Source organism: Pedobacter jaeyakensis (assembly GCF_054461315.1).
In genome coordinates, this window is sequence record NZ_CM136921.1 from 1,232,231 (window position 1) to 1,251,279 (window position 19,049).

At 43.2% G+C, this 19,049-nt stretch carries 12 protein-coding genes; 11 read left to right on the forward strand and 1 reads right to left on the reverse strand.

Annotated elements, in window-relative coordinates:
* The first annotated feature begins 3 nt into the window (after window positions 1–3).
* From ACXZ1K_RS05615 to ACXZ1K_RS05630, 4 genes are read left to right on the forward strand one after another with little or no spacing between them, the layout of a single operon-like run.
* Complete coding sequence (locus tag ACXZ1K_RS05615; protein WP_458972404.1) at window positions 4–1,125, forward strand: glycoside hydrolase family 130 protein; 1,122 nt, start codon at window positions 4–6, stop codon at window positions 1,123–1,125.
* Window positions 1,122–3,416, forward strand: a complete 2,295-nt coding sequence (locus ACXZ1K_RS05620) for a GH92 family glycosyl hydrolase (protein ID WP_458972405.1) — start codon at window positions 1,122–1,124, stop codon at window positions 3,414–3,416. The genes ACXZ1K_RS05615 and ACXZ1K_RS05620 overlap by 4 nt, the downstream gene beginning before the upstream one ends.
* Window positions 3,417–3,453: 37 nt before the next feature.
* Window positions 3,454–4,323 carry a sugar phosphate isomerase/epimerase family protein gene (locus tag ACXZ1K_RS05625; protein ID WP_458972406.1) on the forward strand — a complete coding sequence of 290 codons (870 nt, stop codon included), beginning with the start codon at window positions 3,454–3,456 and terminating at the stop codon, window positions 4,321–4,323.
* A 5-nt stretch (window positions 4,324–4,328) separates the two neighbouring features.
* Window positions 4,329–7,007: a PQQ-dependent sugar dehydrogenase gene (locus tag ACXZ1K_RS05630; protein ID WP_458972407.1), complete on the forward strand. Its 2,679-nt coding sequence runs from the start codon at window positions 4,329–4,331 to the stop codon at window positions 7,005–7,007.
* 2 nt (window positions 7,008–7,009) lie between these two features.
* On the opposite strand, the gene ACXZ1K_RS05635 is transcribed toward ACXZ1K_RS05630, so the two are convergent.
* Complete coding sequence (locus ACXZ1K_RS05635; protein ID WP_458972408.1) at window positions 7,010–9,553, reverse strand: NACHT domain-containing protein; 2,544 nt, start codon at window positions 9,551–9,553, stop codon at window positions 7,010–7,012.
* A 377-nt stretch (window positions 9,554–9,930) separates the two neighbouring features.
* Here ACXZ1K_RS05635 and ACXZ1K_RS05640 point away from each other — a divergent pair, with 377 nt between their 5' ends.
* From ACXZ1K_RS05640 to ACXZ1K_RS05670, 7 genes are all read left to right on the forward strand, one after another.
* Window positions 9,931–11,322 (forward strand): undecaprenyl-phosphate glucose phosphotransferase, encoded by a 1,392-nt coding sequence (locus ACXZ1K_RS05640; RefSeq protein WP_458972409.1) that lies wholly within the window; start codon window positions 9,931–9,933, stop codon window positions 11,320–11,322.
* Window positions 11,323–11,467: 145 nt separating this feature from the next.
* Window positions 11,468–11,857, forward strand: coding sequence for a hypothetical protein (locus ACXZ1K_RS05645; RefSeq protein WP_458972410.1), 390 nt, complete (start codon window positions 11,468–11,470; stop codon window positions 11,855–11,857).
* Between the two features lie 23 nt (window positions 11,858–11,880).
* A complete protein-coding gene (locus ACXZ1K_RS05650; protein ID WP_458973237.1) occupies window positions 11,881–12,861 on the forward strand; it encodes an undecaprenyl-phosphate glucose phosphotransferase in 981 nt (326 codons plus the stop codon).
* Window positions 12,862–13,053: 192 nt separating this feature from the next.
* Window positions 13,054–13,755, forward strand: a complete 702-nt coding sequence (locus tag ACXZ1K_RS05655) for a hypothetical protein (protein ID WP_458972411.1) — start codon at window positions 13,054–13,056, stop codon at window positions 13,753–13,755.
* A 28-nt stretch (window positions 13,756–13,783) separates the two neighbouring features.
* Entirely contained in the window at window positions 13,784–15,415 is a 1,632-nt protein-coding gene (locus ACXZ1K_RS05660) for a hypothetical protein (protein ID WP_458972412.1), read from the forward strand.
* Window positions 15,416–15,567: 152 nt separating this feature from the next.
* Window positions 15,568–16,572, forward strand: coding sequence for a glycoside hydrolase family 26 protein (locus ACXZ1K_RS05665; RefSeq protein WP_458972413.1), 1,005 nt, complete (start codon window positions 15,568–15,570; stop codon window positions 16,570–16,572).
* On the forward strand, window positions 16,566–19,034 hold the full coding sequence (locus ACXZ1K_RS05670; RefSeq protein ID WP_458972414.1) for a ThuA domain-containing protein: 2,469 nt from the start codon (window positions 16,566–16,568) through the stop codon (window positions 19,032–19,034). Before ACXZ1K_RS05665 ends, ACXZ1K_RS05670 begins: the two co-directional genes overlap by 7 nt.
* Window positions 19,035–19,049: the final 15 nt, after the last annotated feature.

Below are 19,049 nucleotides of genomic sequence, written 5' to 3' on the forward strand. Positions count from 1 at the left end.
ATCATGATGAAAAGAATATATACTGTATTGGCCTTGTTTCTGTTTGTACAGGTGCAGGCACAAACTCCAATTGCAAAATTGCCAAACTGGGCATTGGGACCTTTTGTACGCCCTGCCGGGGTAAACCCCGTGATCTCCCCTAAAGACGATACCAGGTTTTACGACCCGATGCAGGACAAGGATCTGGACTGGGAAAGCAATGATACGTTTAACCCGGCAGCTACGGTGAAGGACGGAAAGATCTATGTATTGTACCGGGCAGAAGACAAATCAGGCGTAGGAATTGGTCACCGTACCTCCCGGATTGGTCTTGCGGAAAGTAAAGAAGGGATTGTGATGCTGCGCAAACCGGCCCCTGTATTGTTTCCGGGAAAGGACGACCAGCAGGAGTTTGAATGGACAGGTGGTTGTGAAGATCCGCGCGTGGCCGTAACGGAGGATGGAACTTACCTGATCTTATATACCCAATGGAACAAAAAGGTGCCGCGACTGGGCTCAGCTACATCGAAAGACCTGGTGACCTGGAAAAAGCACGGGCCGATATTTCAGGATGCCTATAACGGGAAGTTCCACAACATCGCCTCAAAATCTGCCTCTGTGCTGACTACGCTGAAAAATGGGAAATTGGTGATCACTAAGTATAAGGGCAAGTACTGGATGTATTGGGGAGAGAACCATGTGTATGCGGCAACTTCCGAAAATCTGGTGGACTGGGAGCCGGTGACCGACAGTGATGGGAAATTAAAAATATTAACATCGCCAAGAAAAGGCTTTTTTGATAGCAGCCTGACCGAATGCGGTCCGCCTGCAATATTGACTGATAAAGGAATCGTCCTGATGTACAATGGAAAAAATGCGTCGGGTGCAAATGCAGACCCGAATTATACGGCCAATTCCTATTGTGCCGGGCAAATGTTGTTCAGCAAAGATGATCCTTCTAAATTGATTACCCGTTTGGACAAGCCTTTTATGGTGCCGACCGCTTCTTTTGAAAAGAGTGGTCAATACCCGGCCGGTACTGTATTTATTGAAGGACTGGTTTATTTCAAGAACAAGTACATGCTTTACTATGGTTGCGCCGATTCCAGGGTGGCCGTAGCGGTATTTGATCCGAAGAAAAAATGAGGTTGAGTAAATACTTCCTTATCGTTGGAATGCTGCTTGGGCAGTCGGTATGTACTGTTGCTTTAGCGCAGGAGCAGGACTTGCTTAAATATGTAAATACCTTGCAGGGCACGGATTCCAATTACGGCTTGTCGTACGGCAGTACCTACCCGACGATCGGCTTACCTTTTGGAGAGCATTTTTTCTCTGCGCAGACCAATAAAAATGGCGAAGGCTGGAAGTATCAATATAAAAGCAACACGATAAGGGGCTTTCAGCAGGTACATCAATGCAGTCCTTGGATGAATGATTATGCGGTATTTTCGCTAATGCCGGGCAAAGGAAAATTGACCGTACAGGAAGATGAGCGTGCACTGCGCTTTACCCATGAAAATGAAATTGCCAAGCCACATTATTATAAAGTCGCGTTTGACAATGGGATTACTACGGAGATCTCTCCGGTAGAAAGAGGATCGCACATGCGCTTTAGTTTCCCGGCAGGAAGCGACGCGTTTTTAGTACTGGATGGATTTTTGAAAAATAGTGAAATTCAAATTGCTCCCGGGAAGCGCAAGATCACCGGATGGGTAAACAACGGGCGTTTTATTCCGGATGGTTTCCGCAATTACTTTGTGCTGGAATTTGACCAGCCTTTTGAGGCCTATGGCACCTGGGACAATAAAAGCAATACGACAGTAGCAGGCAAAACAAGTGATAGTGGGGAAGGCAGAGGTGCTTACCTGAAATTTAAAGCAGGCAGCAAAGTACAGGTCAAAGTGGCATCGTCCTACATCAGTGCAGAACAAGCACAATTAAACCTGGACCGCGAATTGGGAAAATTTAACACCCTGGAACAGACCAAAGCTGCGGCAGGATTGATTTGGAATCGATTACTGGGAAGGGTAAAAGTAGAAGGCGGCACAGCAAAAGAGCTGGCTACGTTTTACAGCTGCCTGTTTAGGGCGAACTTGTTTTCCCGCAAATTCTACGACCTGAAGGCTAACGGTAAACCGTATTACTATTCGCCATACGACGGGAAGATTTATGACGGGTATATGTATACCGACAATGGGTTTTGGGACACCTTTAGGGCACAGTTTCCATTGAGCAATATTTTGCACCCGGAAATGCAGGGCAGGTATATGCAATCGCTATTGGATGCCCAAAAGCAGAGCGGATGGTTTCCGACCTGGTCTAACCCCGGGATGTCTGGCGTAATGCTGGGCAACCATGCCATCTCTTTGCTGGCAGATGCCTGGATGAAAGGGATCAGGACCTTTGACCCGGTGAAAGCATTGGATGCCTATTACCACGAAGCTACGAATAAAGGTTTTTGGGGCGGGTCTAACGGCAGGGAAGGATGGCAGGACTATTTTGGAAGGGGTTTTGTACCGCTGGGCACCGTGCATGAAAGTACGGCCAAGACCTTAGAATATGCTTATGACGATTTTTGTGCTTACAACCTGGCAAAGGCCATAGGTAATCAGCACTATCAGGATGTATTTGCGCGGCAAATGTTCAATTATACGAATGTATTTGATCCAACGGTTGGATTTATGAGGGGCAGGCTTCCTTCGGGAGAATGGATTCCTGATTTTGATCCGATTGAATGGGGTGGTGCATTTACGGAAGGCAATTCCTGGCAATACAGCTGGTCTGTATTTCACGATCCAAAAGGCCTGATCACACTGATGGGTGGTACCCATAAATTTGTGGCCAAGCTGGATTCCCTGTTTACCATGCACTCTAAATTTAAGGTGGGCTCTTACAAACAGGAGATCCATGAGATGACGGAAATGGTATTGGCCAATATGGGACAATATGCACACGGTAACCAGCCGGTGATGCATGTACCTTATTTATATAACTATGCAGGAGAACCCTGGAAGACCCAGTATAGGGTAAGACAGGTGATGGACAAATTGTATAATGCTACAGAAAAGGGCTTCCCGGGAGATGAAGATCAGGGGCAGATGTCGTCATGGTACGTGATCAGCGCGCTGGGATTATACAGCGTTTGTCCGGGTACGGATGAATACGTCATCGGCAGTCCGGTTTTTAAAAAGGCCACCATCACCCTGGAGAACGGCAAACAATTTATCATCAATGCCAATGGTAATAGCATGGAAAACGTGTATATTCAGTCTGCCAAATTGAACGGGAAGGTATTGACACATAATTATATCAGGTATCAGGATATCGCCGATGGCGGGACACTGACGTTTGAGATGGGCAATAGTCCGGCAAGAACGCGTGGGACTGCCGAAGAAGATAAACCCTTTTCAGTATCAGGAATAAACAACAGCAAGTAATTATCAATTTTTACACAACAATATGAAACCTTTAAACATGAGAACTATTACAAAAATTAGCCTGGTACTGCTGGTGGTCATCGGCTTTGCCGCTTGCAAGAGCATGAACGGTGGAAGTAAAACATCATCAGCTCCACACCCGGAAGCAAAATTAGGCTGGAAGCTGGGCTCACAAGCGTATACCTTCCGTCTATTCACTTTTTTTGAAGCGATCAGGAAGATCGACAGCTGCGACCTGCGCTACGTGGAAGCTTTTCCGGGACAAGAAATTGGCGGAGGCATTGCCGGTAAAATGGGTCCGGAAATGGACGATGCTACCAGAAAAGCAGTATTGGACAAACTAAAAGCTGCCAATGTTAAACTCATTGCCTTTGGGGTGACCGGTGCGGGATCTGAAGCAGATTGGGTTAAATTATTTGAATTTGCAAAAGCCATGGGCATCGAAACCATTACATCTGAGCCTGATGAGAAGTTCATTCCATTCATTTCTACGCTTTGCGATAAATACCAAATTAACCTGGCGATACACAACCATCCAAACCCATCACATTACTGGAACCCGGAGATTGTGTTGAAAGCCATTAAAGGTCAAAGCAAACGTATTGGCGCATGCGCTGATATTGGTCACTGGGTACGTTCAGGTTTAGACCCGGTAGCTTGTTTGAAATCATTGGAAGGACACGTATTGCACTCGCATATGAAAGACCTTCATGAAAAAGGGCCAGGTGGCCACGATGTACATTGGGGAGAAGGTGTTTCTGACATCCCTGCTGTAATTGCGGAATTGAAAAGACAAAATTTTAAAGGCGGAATTTCTGCAGAATACGAATACAACTGGCAGAGCAGCAGCCAGGATGTGGCAGCAAGTGTGGTTAATTTCCGTAACATCATTACTAAACAAAAATAATAGCTATGGATAAGTGGAGTTCTTTGAAACTGCTGACCGCATCTGCGTTGTTACTGGTTTCAGGAAGTGGAGTGATGGCACAATCGGCTGCAAAGCCCGATGATAACCGTTTTACGAAAGTCGTATTGCAACAAAAGCTGGAAGAGCCTATACAATTCCAGATACTGGCTGGAGGTAAAGTATTGTATGCCGAACGTAAAGGAAAAATGAAGGTCTATGACCCGGCTACCAATAAGCTGGAGGTCATTGCTGAATTTAATGTGAGCAGGGAATACGTGAGTAAGACCGGCGAGCACTCTGAAGGAGAAGATGGTTTGCAGGGCATGATCCTGGATCCGGATTATGCAACAAATCATTGGATGTATGTGTATTATTCTCCGAAGGATGTTTCTGTGAACCGTTTATCCAGATTTACCTGGAATGGCGGTAAGCTGGACATGAGCACAGAAAAGAAAGTGATGGACGTAGTCGTACAACGGGAAGAATGCTGCCATGTTGGTGGGGGTATGTTGTTTGACAAAAACAAGAACTTGCTGCTAAGCACTGGCGACAATACCTTTTCCCGTTCTTCGGACGGCTTTACGCCGATTGATGAGCGCCCGGGAGAATCGCCAAGGGATGCACAGAAATCTTCCGGAAATACGAATGACCTGAGGGGCAAGATCCTGAGGATCCATCCGGAACCAGATGGAACGTATACCATACCAGAAGGCAATTTATTTCCAAAAGGAACAGAAAAGACCAGGCCTGAAATTTATACCATGGGTAACAGAAATCCCTGGCGGTTAACGATAGATTCCAAGACCAACTGGTTGTTTTGGGGCGAGGTTGGTCCGGATGGTTCTAACTCATCAGATTTGAGAGGTCCGCGTTCTTATGATGAATTTAACATCGCGAAGAAAGCAGGTAATTTTGGCTGGCCATATTTTAACGGAAAGGAAGCTTATCGTGACTATGACTTTGCCACGCAAAAATCAGGAGAATGGTGGGACCCGTTGAAGCCGGTGAACAATTCTCCTAACAATACCGGTTTGACCGTATTGCCTCCGGTAGTGTATCCTTTTATCTGGTATCCATATGCGGTGAGTGAGGAGTTTCCGGAATTGGGAAGCGGCGGCAGAAGTGCGGTAGGCGGTCCGATCTTTCATCAAAGTGATTTTAAAAATGCCAAAGGCCTTTTCCCGGCGTATTATGAGGGAAAATGGCTGATTACAGATTGGGTACGCGGCTGGATCATGTCGGTAACGTTTGACGAGGAAGGAAAATACGTCTCTATGGAAAGATTTTTACCAAACCTACAGTTGCACGGGGCGATAGACATGAAATTTGGACCGGATGGTAGCTTATACGTTTTGGAATACGGAAATGGTTATTTTAAAGACCTGCCGGAAGCTGAGCTGATCAAGATAGAATACAATGGCGGTAACCGCAAACCTTCGGTACAGGTGGCCGCTAATAAAACCGCCGGTGCCTTGCCGCTAAGCGTACAATTGTCTTCTGCGGGAACCAATGACTCTGATGGAGACGTATTGAAATACGACTGGAAGATCACGAAAGCAGGAGTACTTAAGCAAAGCAGCACCAAGGAAAACCCATTGATCACCTTAAGTGTGGCCGGTACTTATAAAGCAACACTGACCGTTACGGATCCTTCAGGTGCGAAGAACAGCAAGTCTGTGGATATCGTTGCAGGTAACGCCATACCGGAAGTGAAGGTGAACTTTACCAAAGGAAACTCCAGTTTCTATTTCCCGGGAAGTACTGTAGCTTATAATGTCAGCGTAAACGATAAAGAAGATGGAAGCTTAGCGAACAAACGCATCCTGCCATCTGCCGTTTCTATGTCGATCAATTACCTTTCTGAAGGATATGACATGACCGTGGTTGCCCAAAAGCAAAATAACTTTGATGCCTCTGCTCAATATGAGGTAGCTAAGGGCTTGATTAAGAAAAGCGATTGTAACGCCTGCCATATGCTGGATGCCAAATCACTCGGCCCTGCATTTACACAGGTAGCCTTAAAGTATAAAGGCGTGAGTACTGCGCAAGCAACATTGGTAAAGAAAGTGGCGAATGGTGGATCTGGTGTTTGGGGTGATGCGATGATGCCGGCCCACAGTGGAATGCCGACATCGGAATTGAATGCCATTGTTAAATATATTTTAAGCCTGAGCAATAAAACACAAGCCAGCAAAAGTTTGCCAACTGTTGGTACTTATACCACGAATGTAGAAGCCAATGCACCAAACAAAGGTAGTTTTATCTTTAGAGCAGCCTACCAGGATAAGGGATCAAAACTAGCCCCTGCACAGTTTGGCGAGCATGTTGTGGTGTTGCGCAACCCAACCGTTTTGGTGAACAATACCGATAAGAATAATGACATTGACTTCAACGGAAACCGTTCTATTGCCAGCTCGAAAAGTGCCGGTGCCTATCTGGTGTTGAAGAATATTGATTTGACTGGTATCAGCGGCATCAGTTTTGCCCCTGGTGACAAAACTTCCCCGGGAGTTGTGGAAGTTAGGACGGGTTCTGCAACAGGTCCGTTAATTGGTAAAGCAAGCCTCACAGATGGAAAGAGCAGCGTAGCAGATTTGACCGCAACAACTGGTAAAAAGGACCTGTACATTGTATTGACTGCAGCAGATGTGAAGCTAAAGGAATTTACGATGATGAATAAATAAAATTAATCGTGCCTGGTAACAGGACTGTATGGAAAGATGTCTTTCGGGATTTGTAAATCTTCCTGGAAGCATCTTTTTTCATATTTATACTCGTTCATCTTCGCGATATCGCCGGAGGAATTGTACGTTTCGATAATGAGGTTATAAACAATCAATACATTCACGTTCAAGTTGTTTCTTTTAAATATGCCCAATGCAGTTTCCGCTTGCAGGATGGCTGTATTGTAATCCCCATTGAATTTAGCAATCACGGCGTTCAGGAAGATGAGCAGCGATTCAGAATACAAAGTAAAGCCATTGATGTCGCGCTGGCTGGCGATGTTCGATACGATATTTCTAATCTTTATGGCTTTTTTAAATTGATTTTCCATTGCGCAGGCAATGCCATACAATAACAATATATAAGTGGCGAAAGGTGTCCTGCTGTAGATCAGTTTTGGGTGTAAAATATAGACCATATGAACAATTTCAGCAGATTTTGATGCATTGCCGTAGAAAAGGTTAGTGCCCAGCAGTAGCATGTAGAAGACACCTGTCAGGGTATCGGGTATTTCCATTTCCGAATGCTTGTTGCGTCCGGAAATCCAATAATCAACTTTTGAAAGTAGATTTTCAACTGGCGCTTTGATGCCTTGTGTACGGGCATGCGCAATTTTTAAGAAATCAAGTGGATTTACAAAACTTTGGTTACAAATGGCTTCGAAAGGTGTGAGCTGATCTATCCTGTTTTGGATTCGCTCTGGATTAAGACTTAAAATGTCGGTGACAGTGAGGATAGTTTGGTAAGATACCCAATACTGGTCCTTGTCGCAAATATCCGCTAAGGCTTGTACACCCTCAGCATAACAGGAGTCGATGTAATCCAGGTTACTAAGTGCCTCAAGGATGTATTTATGAACTTTCTGCTCCCGCACCTGAACTATATTTCCGGGACGAACGTTCAAGGTAAATTTCAGGTTTTCGGCTATAAACAGGACCAAGTAATTGCGCTCGTAGTTGATCAGGGGCAATTTGAAGACATTTTTAAGCGCGGTATATTCTCCTGAGCGGATGAGGTGGCGAACGGCCCATTGCAACAAGATGAAGCGCATGGAATTGCCTTTATAGGTGGTGTCAATGTGCGCCAGGATTTTACCGGAGGAAACAGGTTCTGTACAATTTGACAGCAATTCCATGTAAATGAAATACTCAAAAATTTGTGGGTGCAGGAAACTGATGTATTCTTTTGGGTAGAAATTGTGACTTCGCTTTTCTTCAACCAGGATCCCATCAGCTATCAATTCCATGTAGGCGTTTTTAAAGACCATCAATTGAGAAATCATCAGGTCTTTTTCTACATGGTAGTTGTCTTGTCCGTAATTGGTGGTTTCCACGAATTTCTTGAGAAAAAGTAATTTTTCCGTGAAATAATTAGAACGGAAAATCTTATCCTGTATAAACCTGTCGATCAGTTCATAGAACGTGATGTTACTGCTGTAAGACAGATAGGGTTCTTCAGCGCGCAGCTGGAAAAACAAAGGGATGTGGAAAGGGAATTTAAGCTGCGTTTTTAGATTGGGGTTAATGCTTCTGAAATCCGTATAGCCTGTATTCCTGATGATTTCCTGGAGCTCATCCTCGGTTAACGGCGGTACATTGGAGACATCGTTAGGATTGTAGTAATTTCCGGGGAACCAGGTGCTTTTTAAATAGGCCGAATGACGTATTTTTTCATAAAATCGGATCCACATCGTTGGTCGCATGTTCATGATGAGCTTTATGCTGGGACTGTGGTCCAGTGCACAAATGAAATTGATGATTTCATCGAACAGTTGGGATTTCATGTCTCTTTTCACAACCAGATCTGTAAAACCATCAATGATTAGGAAAAATTTCCCTTTGTCTTTCGCTATGTCGTTCAGGTAAGCAATTAAATCGGCATCTTGCTTAATCCCAAGGACATTTTTAAGATGCTCATCCAAATTAAAAACCATTTGATCAGGCTTGTAGAAGCTTGAGGCACTAATGAAAAGTGGGATAGAATCTCGGAACATGGACTGTTCATTTCTGAAGTAGTCCTGTACTAGGTGGCTCAGCAGAATTGTTTTTCCATATCCCGGCTGGGCAATAAATGCCATGAAGTTGGTATGACTGTGGTAAAACTCTTCAAAATCGTGTTGGGCAAACTTTCTGCTAACAGTCATTTCATAAGGGAGGCCAGATCTGTTTCTGAGTTCTTTCAAGACATAATCGGTTATTCTACCGATGTTATAGTTGAGGTTTTCCCATGGAGAAAGTGAGGCGTCAGCGCGTAGATTTTGCCCGGAAACAGCAGGAGCATTAAAATTTGCGTATTCAGACAATGCGCTTATTGTGTATTTTGAAAATCCATGACAAACTGCTGCAAATCCAAAGAACCTTTTCAGGGTGGTCTCACTGATGTTTTTTTGGGTTGCCTTACGAATTTCTACAGATAGGAGTTTACAGTCTGAAGGGGTGATGTTTGAAAATCCTGCCTTTAGGCAGACTTTTAGTCTTAATTCTTGCAATAAAAATGTTTCGTACATACAAAAAGCGTTAATGTGCCTGTTAACGTAATAATTTACACCTAGCGGTGTTTAATCATTATAAAATTTATATCGCAATAGGGTTGCTATATTTGGTTTGTAGAACAAAATATTCTTAACTATAAACGTAAGGTAACGATAATTGGTTTTTAAATACTATTTAAAAATTAATTTTTTTTCAAATTCTTTTAGTTTCGGGATTTTGAATTCGCTGTTTTAAATTGGTTGGTTTACAAAAAATACGGAATAGTTGGCTATATTTTAACCTATTCTTAACATAAAGCTTTTTTAGTCGTACTTAATTTCAAACTCTTGTTCATTTCATTCATTTTGAGCAATAAAACGCTATATTTGGGCACGATCCTTAATTTTTAACTATGCAGACCCGATACCTATACCTCCTCAGATATATCCTGCCGGTTACAGATGTGTTGATGCTTAATTTGGTTTACTTTCTCTCATATTTCGTAACCAATTATTTCGGAAAGTATGTTTCTTATGAGTTATTACAGCATTACGTTGTGGTATGCAACTTAATTTGGCTGTTTGTTGCATTGCTTTTTGGATTGTATACAGAGTATGGCGCACGCAGGGTGGAACGCATTTACCGTGGAACCTGGAGAAGTGTATTGGTGCATTTCATTTTATTTTCGCTCTACCTATTGTTCTTAAGAGACAACGAATTTTCCAGGACCTTTTTACTGGTGTTTTATGCTTTATTGGCCGTAGCTTTTATTATGAATCGCTTTGTGGGGACAGTTATCCAGTTTTACCTGGTCAAGAAATTTCATGTGACCAAAAAGATTGCTGTAATGGGCAATAACGCTACGGGTAAACGTATTGCGGCGTATCTTGAAAAGCAAAGAAATGTGACTTTTTATGGTTTTATTGCCGACCACCCCGGTATTTATACTCCGGAAAATAAGGTGGCAACGGATATTGCGATCGCAGAGATGCAACTTGCAGCGGAGAATGGCGTGGAAGACATGTATGTTTCCATTGCCCCGGAAAGGATGTCGGCCATCAACGACCTGGTTCATGAAGCAGATAAGTATTTACTGAGGTTAAAATTTATACCAGATATTGCCGGGACATTGGCCGCTCCTTACACCATTAATTATATGGGCGGAGAATTTCCCATCATTACGCTTAGGAATGAACCCCTGGAGATTATGGGCAACCGCTTTAAAAAGCGAGCATTCGATGTGGTATTTAGTCTGCTGGTGATCATTTTCGTGATGAGCTGGCTGTTTCCGATCATTGCCATCCTGATCAAATTGCAAAGTAAAGGACCGGTATTGTTTAAGCAGTTGCGCAGCGGGCGTAACGATGAGCCTTTCTGGTGCCTGAAGTTTAGGAGCATGCGGCTAAATGATGACAGCAATTTAAAGCAGGCGACTAAAGATGATGACCGGATTACCCCGATTGGCAAATTTTTGAGAAGAACAAGTATAGATGAGTTGCCACAATTTTTCAATGTTTTGTATGGAAGCATGAGTGTGGTTGGCCCGAGGCCGCATATGCTTAGCCATACCGCAGAATACAAAGCCATCATCAGCCAGTTTATGGTGCGCCACTTTATGAAACCCGGTATTACCGGCTGGGCACAGGTGAATGGATTTAGAGGGGAAACTAAAGAAGATGGCGCCATGGAAAAACGCGTAGAGCATGACATCTATTACCTGGAACACTGGACGGGCATGATTGACGTAAAAATTATTTTTATGACGGTAATCAATATGCTTCGCGGAGAAGATAATGCCTATTAACCATTGAAAAAAGCATCCAGGAGCGGGTATTTTTTTTGAAAGCTTTTTTTAAGTTTGCTGGAAAAAATAATTTAACTTTGAATGTTGCCAGGGATATAACTATCAGCATGATAGGGGGAACAGCAAATCTAACTTAAACAGCTCAATGACCGAAAAGTACGGTTCTTATTACCGAATGATCAGCGTACTGGTTGATCTGGCCCTGATAAATCTTGCCGGTTATTTTGCTTACCTGTTTGCTTACTGGCCTGAACATCATATCGACATGAACCATATCAATATGGTCCATGTATTACTGGTCAACTTCATTTGGTTTAATGTTACCCAAATTACCAGGCTTTATCGGGACATCTTTATTAAAGACGCGATTCCAACAGTACGGCAGTCATTTATGTCGTTGGTACTGTTCTCCGTTTTTATTTGTGCGCTGGTTTATCTGATTCCTGAATTTACTTTTACGAACGACCTGATCCTGTACATGCTTGTTGTATTTACCCCATTATTTTTGGGGGAAAGATCGCCTTTTTACTCCTGAGAAGGTCGCACCGTGCAAATTTAATTGAGTATACCAAAGTGGTTATTGTGGGGGCCGGTCCTGTAGGCGTGGAGCTGGCAAAAATTATGGAAAGCAAATCTACAATGGGTTACCGGGTAGTAGGGTTTTTCGACGATAAGCCACATTTGCAGGCGGATGATGTATTTGTGTTGGGCAGGGTTAACGACTGTATAGATTACGTGAAACGGCATCAGATCAAAGAAGTTTATTGTGCATTGCCAGACCGTGCTATTGACAAAATTAACCGCCTGATGCGTGAAGCAGACAAAGAGTTGATCCGTTTCAAACTGGTTCCTGATGTGAAGGATTACTTCAGAAAACACGTGAACGTTAAAATGTTAGGGCATTTTCCGGTGATTAGTCCGCGTGCCGAGCCTCTGGAAAACATGAACAATAAAGTAATGAAGCGTGTTTTCGACATTGGGTTTTCCTTATTTGTTGTGGTTTTTGTTTTAAGTTGGCTGATCCCCTTGCTGGCTGTCCTGATTAAATTGGAATCAAAAGGTCCGGTTTTTTTTAAACAATGGCGATCTGGCAAAGACAACAAGCCTTTTTGCTGCTGGAAGTTCAGGAGCATGCGTGTCAATACCGATTCAGATAAAAAGCAGGCGATAAAAAATGACCAGAGAATAACCAGGCTGGGTGCATTTATGCGGAAAACCAGTTTGGATGAGCTGCCACAATTTTTCAATGTATTGTTGGGCGAGATGTCTGTTGTGGGGCCTCGGCCGCACATGATACAGCATACCAGTGAATATTCTGCCTTGATTGACCAGTTTATGGTAAGGCATTTCGTGCTGCCTGGAATTACGGGATGGGCGCAGGTAAGTGGGTTTAGGGGAGAGACCAGAGAAGAAGGTGCAATGGAAGCGCGTGTGGAAGCCGACATCTGGTATTTGGAAAACTGGTCGATGTTATTGGACCTTAAGATTGCGTTTTTAACTGTGTGGCAAGTTTTAGTCGGACATAAGAATGCTTATTAACTTAAAGTAGTTTTTAAAAAAATATGCAATTATTTTTAAATTTGTCAGTGATAATAACATGATAATGATTAACTTAGCGCTAAAATTCACCGGATTTGCAGGCTTTAATTAGCGGGGAAACTGGCTTTTTGGGAAAAAACAATAAAAAATATTAATAATCAATCAATATTATACTCTCCAATCCAATTAACTATGAAAAGAACAATTACTATTTTAAGTTTGAGCATACTTTTAACGATCTGCACGCAGCTAAATGCGCAAAGTACCGCTACAATTGACAGTGCAAGCCGCCCTAAGGTGACTGTTAGTGCTACAATTGCTACGCAAGGTGTAGGTTTAGATCTAAAATATGCGCCAAAACCTGTTTTTGCTGTCCGCGTTGGTGCCAGTATTCTACCTATCAGCGGTCAAGGTGTTTACAAAGTGAGGTCAGAACCGACAGATGTTGATTTTGATGCTGATTTTGCAAACGCGCATTTGATGCTTGATTTTCACCCATTCCTAAAAGAAAAAGGCTTATCTAAAAAAGTAGTAGTAACTGCAGGAGCCGGCTATTTCTGGAAAGCACAGGGTGATGTAGTAGTGAGCTACCGCGGTACTTATAAGTATGGCGATATTTTGATACCAAGTTCTGATCTTGGTCAGCTAATTGGTGGTGTGAAGTGGGATAAAGTTGCTCCTTACCTTGGATTTGGTTTTGAGAACGTATTTCCTAAGAATGCCTTCAATATCGGTTTTGCTGTTGGAACGTATTATATGGGAGAGCCTAAAGCGACGCTTACAGGAACAAACTATTTAACTTTAAATACCAGTAACCAGGCACAGTTACAGAAAAATATGTCTTATTACCGCTTCTTGCCAGTAGTACAGATCAATTTGAATTTCGGCCTTTAATTAATAATATCTACTTAATAAATAATATATGAGAAATTTTACTAAACTATTCAGCTTTATGATGTTGGTGGGACTGTTCTTTAACAGTTGCAGGAACCCAGCCTACGAGATTAATGTGCTATTTGATGCTGATGTGATCAAATACAAAGCTACTGTGATTGTTAAAGGTGGTAATGGTGAGACTTTGCCGGCGTTGACTGTAAGTGCAACAGGTACTGATGCAGCCAGCATCTACGACTTTTCAGGAACTAAAGCAATTGCTGCACCAGGTGGTGTTATCACTGTTGGTGTTGAGCCAAAGGCTGTTCCGACTGCTTCCAAAAAAATAAACTTTAATTTGAGCATCACTGCTCCAGGTTACGAGCCTAAGCTTATCCCTGTGGAGATGGTGTTGAACCAATTTAGCCAAATCGTTGAGGTTGTATTGTTAAAAACAGTGGTTCCTACACCAGCTAGTACTGTAGTGGTTAAGGAAATTCCTTTGGCGGCAAATGGTGCTACTACCACTACTACTACTTTTGGAACACCACTTTCTTCTACGGTAACTGAATCAACTACTATTACTGTTCCTGCAGGTGTTCAATTTAAAGACGCTGCTGGAAATACCTTAACTGGTGGAAGTGTTACTGCCCAAGCAATCAACATGAATGCTGATGATCCTGCTGCATTGGCATTATTCCCAGGTGGTGATTTAAGTGCGCCAAATGTTATTGGTGCGGACGGAACTGCTACTCCTGCATTCTTCTTCCCAGCAGGTTTTACTGATATCAGAATGTTTGTTGGAGGTTCTGAGGTGAGGAACTTCAGTACACCTATCACAATTGCTATCGAGTTGAATCCTGATTTTGTACCTCAAGCTACAGGTGTTAAGTTAAAAGCTGGTGATCAATTATCTATCTATAGTTACCAAACTTCTACTGGTCAGTTCAAATACGAAACTGTAGGTACAACTGTAGTTGATGGTTCTGGAAAACTTTCTATTAGCTTCCAAACCAATCACTTAACCGTATTTATCGTTGGTGATGTAATCAAAACACCAGGTTGTATTAGCCCAACTGCAACGATCTCAGCACCTTGGTTATTAAACGGAGCTAAGAAAATTGTTGATTTTGAAACTGTTGCAAATGACGGAACTATTTTGAGCAGTTATCCAATTGAAATTGGTGCTGGTGCTTCAGTTGTTCTTCAAGGCTTACCTCCTGTAGCGGTTAACTACGTAATCCGTGATTATGTTAGTCCGTTCTCAGTGTTAGGTGGTGGTAAGATCGACAATCCTTGTGCGGGTACTGCGTTAACAATAACAGTTAATGATCCTGGCACTCCGCTAGATTTCGTTTCCTTGTTGTTAAATGTAAATTGCCCTGGTAAAGGTACAATCGTTGTTCCTAACTTTGATTTGTTCTACAAACCAGTTGGGGCTCCAGACAGTCAATATGTATTATTGGGAACAGCTGTAAAAGGTGCATTCAAAACCACAAACCTTAAAATTGGTTCTTCTTATGACTTCAAAGCGAATTGGGGAACTCAAACTAAGGTAGTTTCTAACAGGCCAATCACTGCTGCTGACATGAGCACAGTTGTGGGTGAAAATGACTTCTTAGGATCTAAGAGTCCTCAGGCTAACAAAATGTTATTGATCGAAGCTTGTAAAGGCCAATAATCTATAATTAAATAAAATATGAAAGTCCCGGCCTTGTGCCGGGACTTTTTTTGTACATAGGTTTTTATGTTAGCGGTTGTCGACTTACCATGTGGTTATGTTAAAAAAGGATTAAATTAGGGACTGCGCTTTGGCTATTTTTACTCTAGTTTATGATGAATAACCAAATTCCTAAAATGAAAGCCTTTTTATTCTACATACTTTTTATTGCATTACTGACTACAACCATTCAGGCATTTAGTCAGCCAAATAGATCAGTAATTCGATACCTTAAACGGATTTCCGGTAAGCAGACCGTATTTGGAATCCACAACCGTGAACCCAACCGGCAACCCGCTGCCTGGACCAACGAGGTGTTTAAAACTACCGGAAAATATCCTGCCCTCTGGAGCGGGGATTTCTTGTTCCAGTCGGACAACATCGCCAACAGGCAGTTGATGATTCATGAGGCGGCTAGACAATGGGAAAAAGGAGCCCTGGTCAACATCATGTGGCATGCCTGTAATCCTGCACTGGAACAACCATGTGGCTGGGATAAAAATGGCGTGCTGAGTAAATTAAATGATGCACAATGGAAGGAATTGCTGACCGATGGTAGCGCCATTAACAGCAAATGGAAAGGCATGATGGATGAAATTGCCGGCTATTTGCAACAATTGGCAGATAAAAAAGTACAAGTCTTGTTTAGGCCACTGCATGAGATGAATCAGGGCGTCTTCTGGTGGGGAGGACGACCTGGTCCGGAGGGTACTAGGAAGTTATACCAACTAACGCACGATTATTTCTGCAAGGTTAAAGGACTGAAAAACCTGATTTGGGTTTGGGACATCCAGGACTTTGGTACGCTTGCAAGCGATGTAATTTCCTATAATCCTGGAGATGCCTATTGGGATGTTGCCGCATTGGATATTTATGATGATAAGACGGGTTTCAGTAAAGACAAGTATGACGTGATGGTGAAAGCAGGCGGCAATAAACCGATTGCTATTGGCGAATGCCAGACATTACCCACGTTGAAGATTCTAAAAGCCCAGCCAAAGTGGACTTTTTTTATGGGCTGGTCTGAACTGACCTTCAAATTCAATAAAAATGAGGATATTGATAGCTTAATTAAAGCTAACCAAATAATTAGTTTAGACGAAATGAAGGGATGGTAAACCAATTTAAAAAGGCATTCATTTTTATAGCCTTATGCTGCGCATCTTTATCGGGCTACACCCAAGCCAAGATATTTGTAAACCAGGTTGGATTTGATAGTTCCGCTCCTAAGTCTGCCGTTTTGCAACTGGATAAAGCGCTTCCCCCATTAACCCGTTTTGAGTTGATCAATGAAGCTACCGGAAAATCGGTATTTAGTGGACCTATTGGCAATGGCACAACAATAGACGAATGGTTTAAAGGAAAGCTATTCTATAAATTGAATTTTTCAACTTTTAGAAAGCGGGGGAGATACCAGATTAGGTTTAAGGCTGGAAATCAAGTCGCCGTATCCAATACATTCGTACTTGATCAATCAGGCTTGGCCAGGTTGACCATTCCATCTATTGTACATTATTACCATCAGCAGCGCGCCAACACCCCTCAGGAACTGGCTGCAGATGTTAAAATATCTCCAAAAGGAAGTGACAAGAAAGTAGACATGAGGGGTGGTTGGGCAGATGCTTCCGGTGATATCAGTAAATATTTTTCACACCTGGCCTATGCCAATTATATGTCGCCCCAGCAAATCCCCTTGGTCGCATGGTCGCTCATCAATACCAAAGAGGCAATTCCGGGAATGTTGAAAGATATGGGCGCTGCAGATTCCATTCAAAATGAAGCACTTTACGGAGCAGATTACTTAATGCGGTCGCTAACCCCCGAAGGGTATTTTTACATGATCATCTTTAGCCACTTTAATAAAGACCCCGCTGCGCGGGACATCGTTGGATTGCTGGCAAATAGTGTGACCACTACTGACTATCAGTGTGCTTTTAGAGAAGGGGGCGGTATGGCCATTGCTTCCCTGGCACGCATTTCCAGGTGGAAGAAGGATGGAGCATTTACTTCAGGCCAATACCTTGATGGTGCCAAACGGGCTTTTGCACATTTGCTGGTCAACAATTCGAAATATACAGATGATGGGAAAGACAACATCATAGACGATTACTGCGCCTTGATGGCGGCTACGGAATTGTGGATTGCGACCGAAGAAGCATCTTATGGTGATGAAGCCAGAAGAAGAGCTTTGAGCTTGGTGAACAGGATGAGTCCGGCGGGTTATTTCTTTGCCAATGATGCAGGCCGACCCTTTTGGCATGGCGCAGATGCCGGAATGCCTGTAGTGGCGCTGGCACGCTACCTCGATGCAGAAAATGATCCTGTGAAAAGAACTGCAGTGTTGGGCGTTATTAAGAAAGCGCTCGATTACAACTTAAGTGTAACAGGTAAGGTGAATAACCCATTTAATTACGCGCGACAAAGCTTTTTATACAAAGGTAAGGTGAAGGAGGGTTTCTTTATCCCTCAGGAAAACGAGACCGGATGGTGGTGGCAAGGCGAGAACGCCCGACTGGCCTCTCTGGCTACCGCAGCGATTGTTGGCGGGAGATTGGTTTACCCGGCTTCTGGTAATTGGGGAGTTATGCCTGCACTTGCCCGGTATGCCTCAGATCAGCTATCGTGGGTAATGGGCGGTAATCCTTACCAAATGTGTTTTATGTATGGCTTTGGTAAGAATAATGTTCCGTATATGGCCGCCTTGTTTGGTCACGGTTCACAAAAGGGCGGCATTTCCAATGGCATTACCGGTAAGGATGGAAATGGGGACGGGACAGGAATTGATTTTAAAACAGAGGCAGGTGGTAATGAATGGCGCTGGACGGAACAATGGTTGCCCCATGCAGCATGGTTTTTACAGGCGGTGACTGCGATGGCCCAGCCAAGATTTAAAGTAGCGGCAATTGCAGAGAATGGCGGTCACCATGTAGCTTATTCCACTGCCGCTAAGCGATGGCTTAATCAATTGGCTGCCGACAGCAACTTTACAGTAGACTATTACGAGAACCCGAAGATGCTCCATAAATCTGTACTGGCCAATTACCGCCTGGTGATTCAGCTGGATTACCCGCCTTACAACTGGGGCCAGGAAGCCGAGCAGGCATTTGAAGATTATATTGACCATGGCAGAGGTAGCTGGCTGGGCTTTCATCATGCCACGCTGCTGGGGGAGTTTGATGGTTTCCCTTTGTGGAAATGGTACTGCGATTTCATGGGCGGAATTCAGTTTAAAAATTACATTGCCAAATTTGCCAGCGGCGATGTGGTTGTAGAGCAGAAAGGACATCCAGTGTTTAAAGGATTGCCAGGTACATTCAACATTAAGAAAGAAGAGTGGTATACTTATGATAAGAATCCGAGGTTAGCTAAGCAGATACAAGTTTTAGCCAGTGTAAATGAACAAAGCTATGTGCCGAACGGCGATATTAAGATGGGAGATCACCCTGTGGTTTGGACAAACAAGACTAAACCTGCTAAAAATCTATATGTATTTATGGGGCATGGTCCGGAGCTTTTTGATAACCCGGCTTATACAACTATGGTAAAGAATGCCATTTTCTGGTTGGTAAAACCTCAGTGATTTCGGTTTTGATAT

Excerpts from the sequence above, each read along its gene's own strand:
- ACXZ1K_RS05620 (WP_458972405.1), top strand. The coding sequence starts at position 1,122 with ATGAGGTTGAGTAAATACTTCCTTATCGTTGGAATGCTGCTTGGGCAG.
- ACXZ1K_RS05630 (WP_458972407.1), top strand. The coding sequence starts at position 4,329 with ATGGATAAGTGGAGTTCTTTGAAACTGCTGACCGCATCTGCGTTGTTA.
- ACXZ1K_RS05670 (WP_458972414.1), top strand. The coding sequence starts at position 16,566 with ATGGTAAACCAATTTAAAAAGGCATTCATTTTTATAGCCTTATGCTGC.
- ACXZ1K_RS05655 (WP_458972411.1), top strand. The coding sequence starts at position 13,054 with ATGAAAAGAACAATTACTATTTTAAGTTTGAGCATACTTTTAACGATC.
- ACXZ1K_RS05665 (WP_458972413.1), top strand. The coding sequence starts at position 15,568 with ATGATGAATAACCAAATTCCTAAAATGAAAGCCTTTTTATTCTACATA.
- ACXZ1K_RS05635 (WP_458972408.1), bottom strand. The coding sequence starts at position 9,553 with ATGTACGAAACATTTTTATTGCAAGAATTAAGACTAAAAGTCTGCCTA.
- ACXZ1K_RS05625 (WP_458972406.1), top strand. The coding sequence starts at position 3,454 with ATGAGAACTATTACAAAAATTAGCCTGGTACTGCTGGTGGTCATCGGC.
- ACXZ1K_RS05645 (WP_458972410.1), top strand. The coding sequence starts at position 11,468 with ATGACCGAAAAGTACGGTTCTTATTACCGAATGATCAGCGTACTGGTT.
- ACXZ1K_RS05660 (WP_458972412.1), top strand. The coding sequence starts at position 13,784 with ATGAGAAATTTTACTAAACTATTCAGCTTTATGATGTTGGTGGGACTG.
- ACXZ1K_RS05615 (WP_458972404.1), top strand. The coding sequence starts at position 4 with ATGATGAAAAGAATATATACTGTATTGGCCTTGTTTCTGTTTGTACAG.
- ACXZ1K_RS05640 (WP_458972409.1), top strand. The coding sequence starts at position 9,931 with ATGCAGACCCGATACCTATACCTCCTCAGATATATCCTGCCGGTTACA.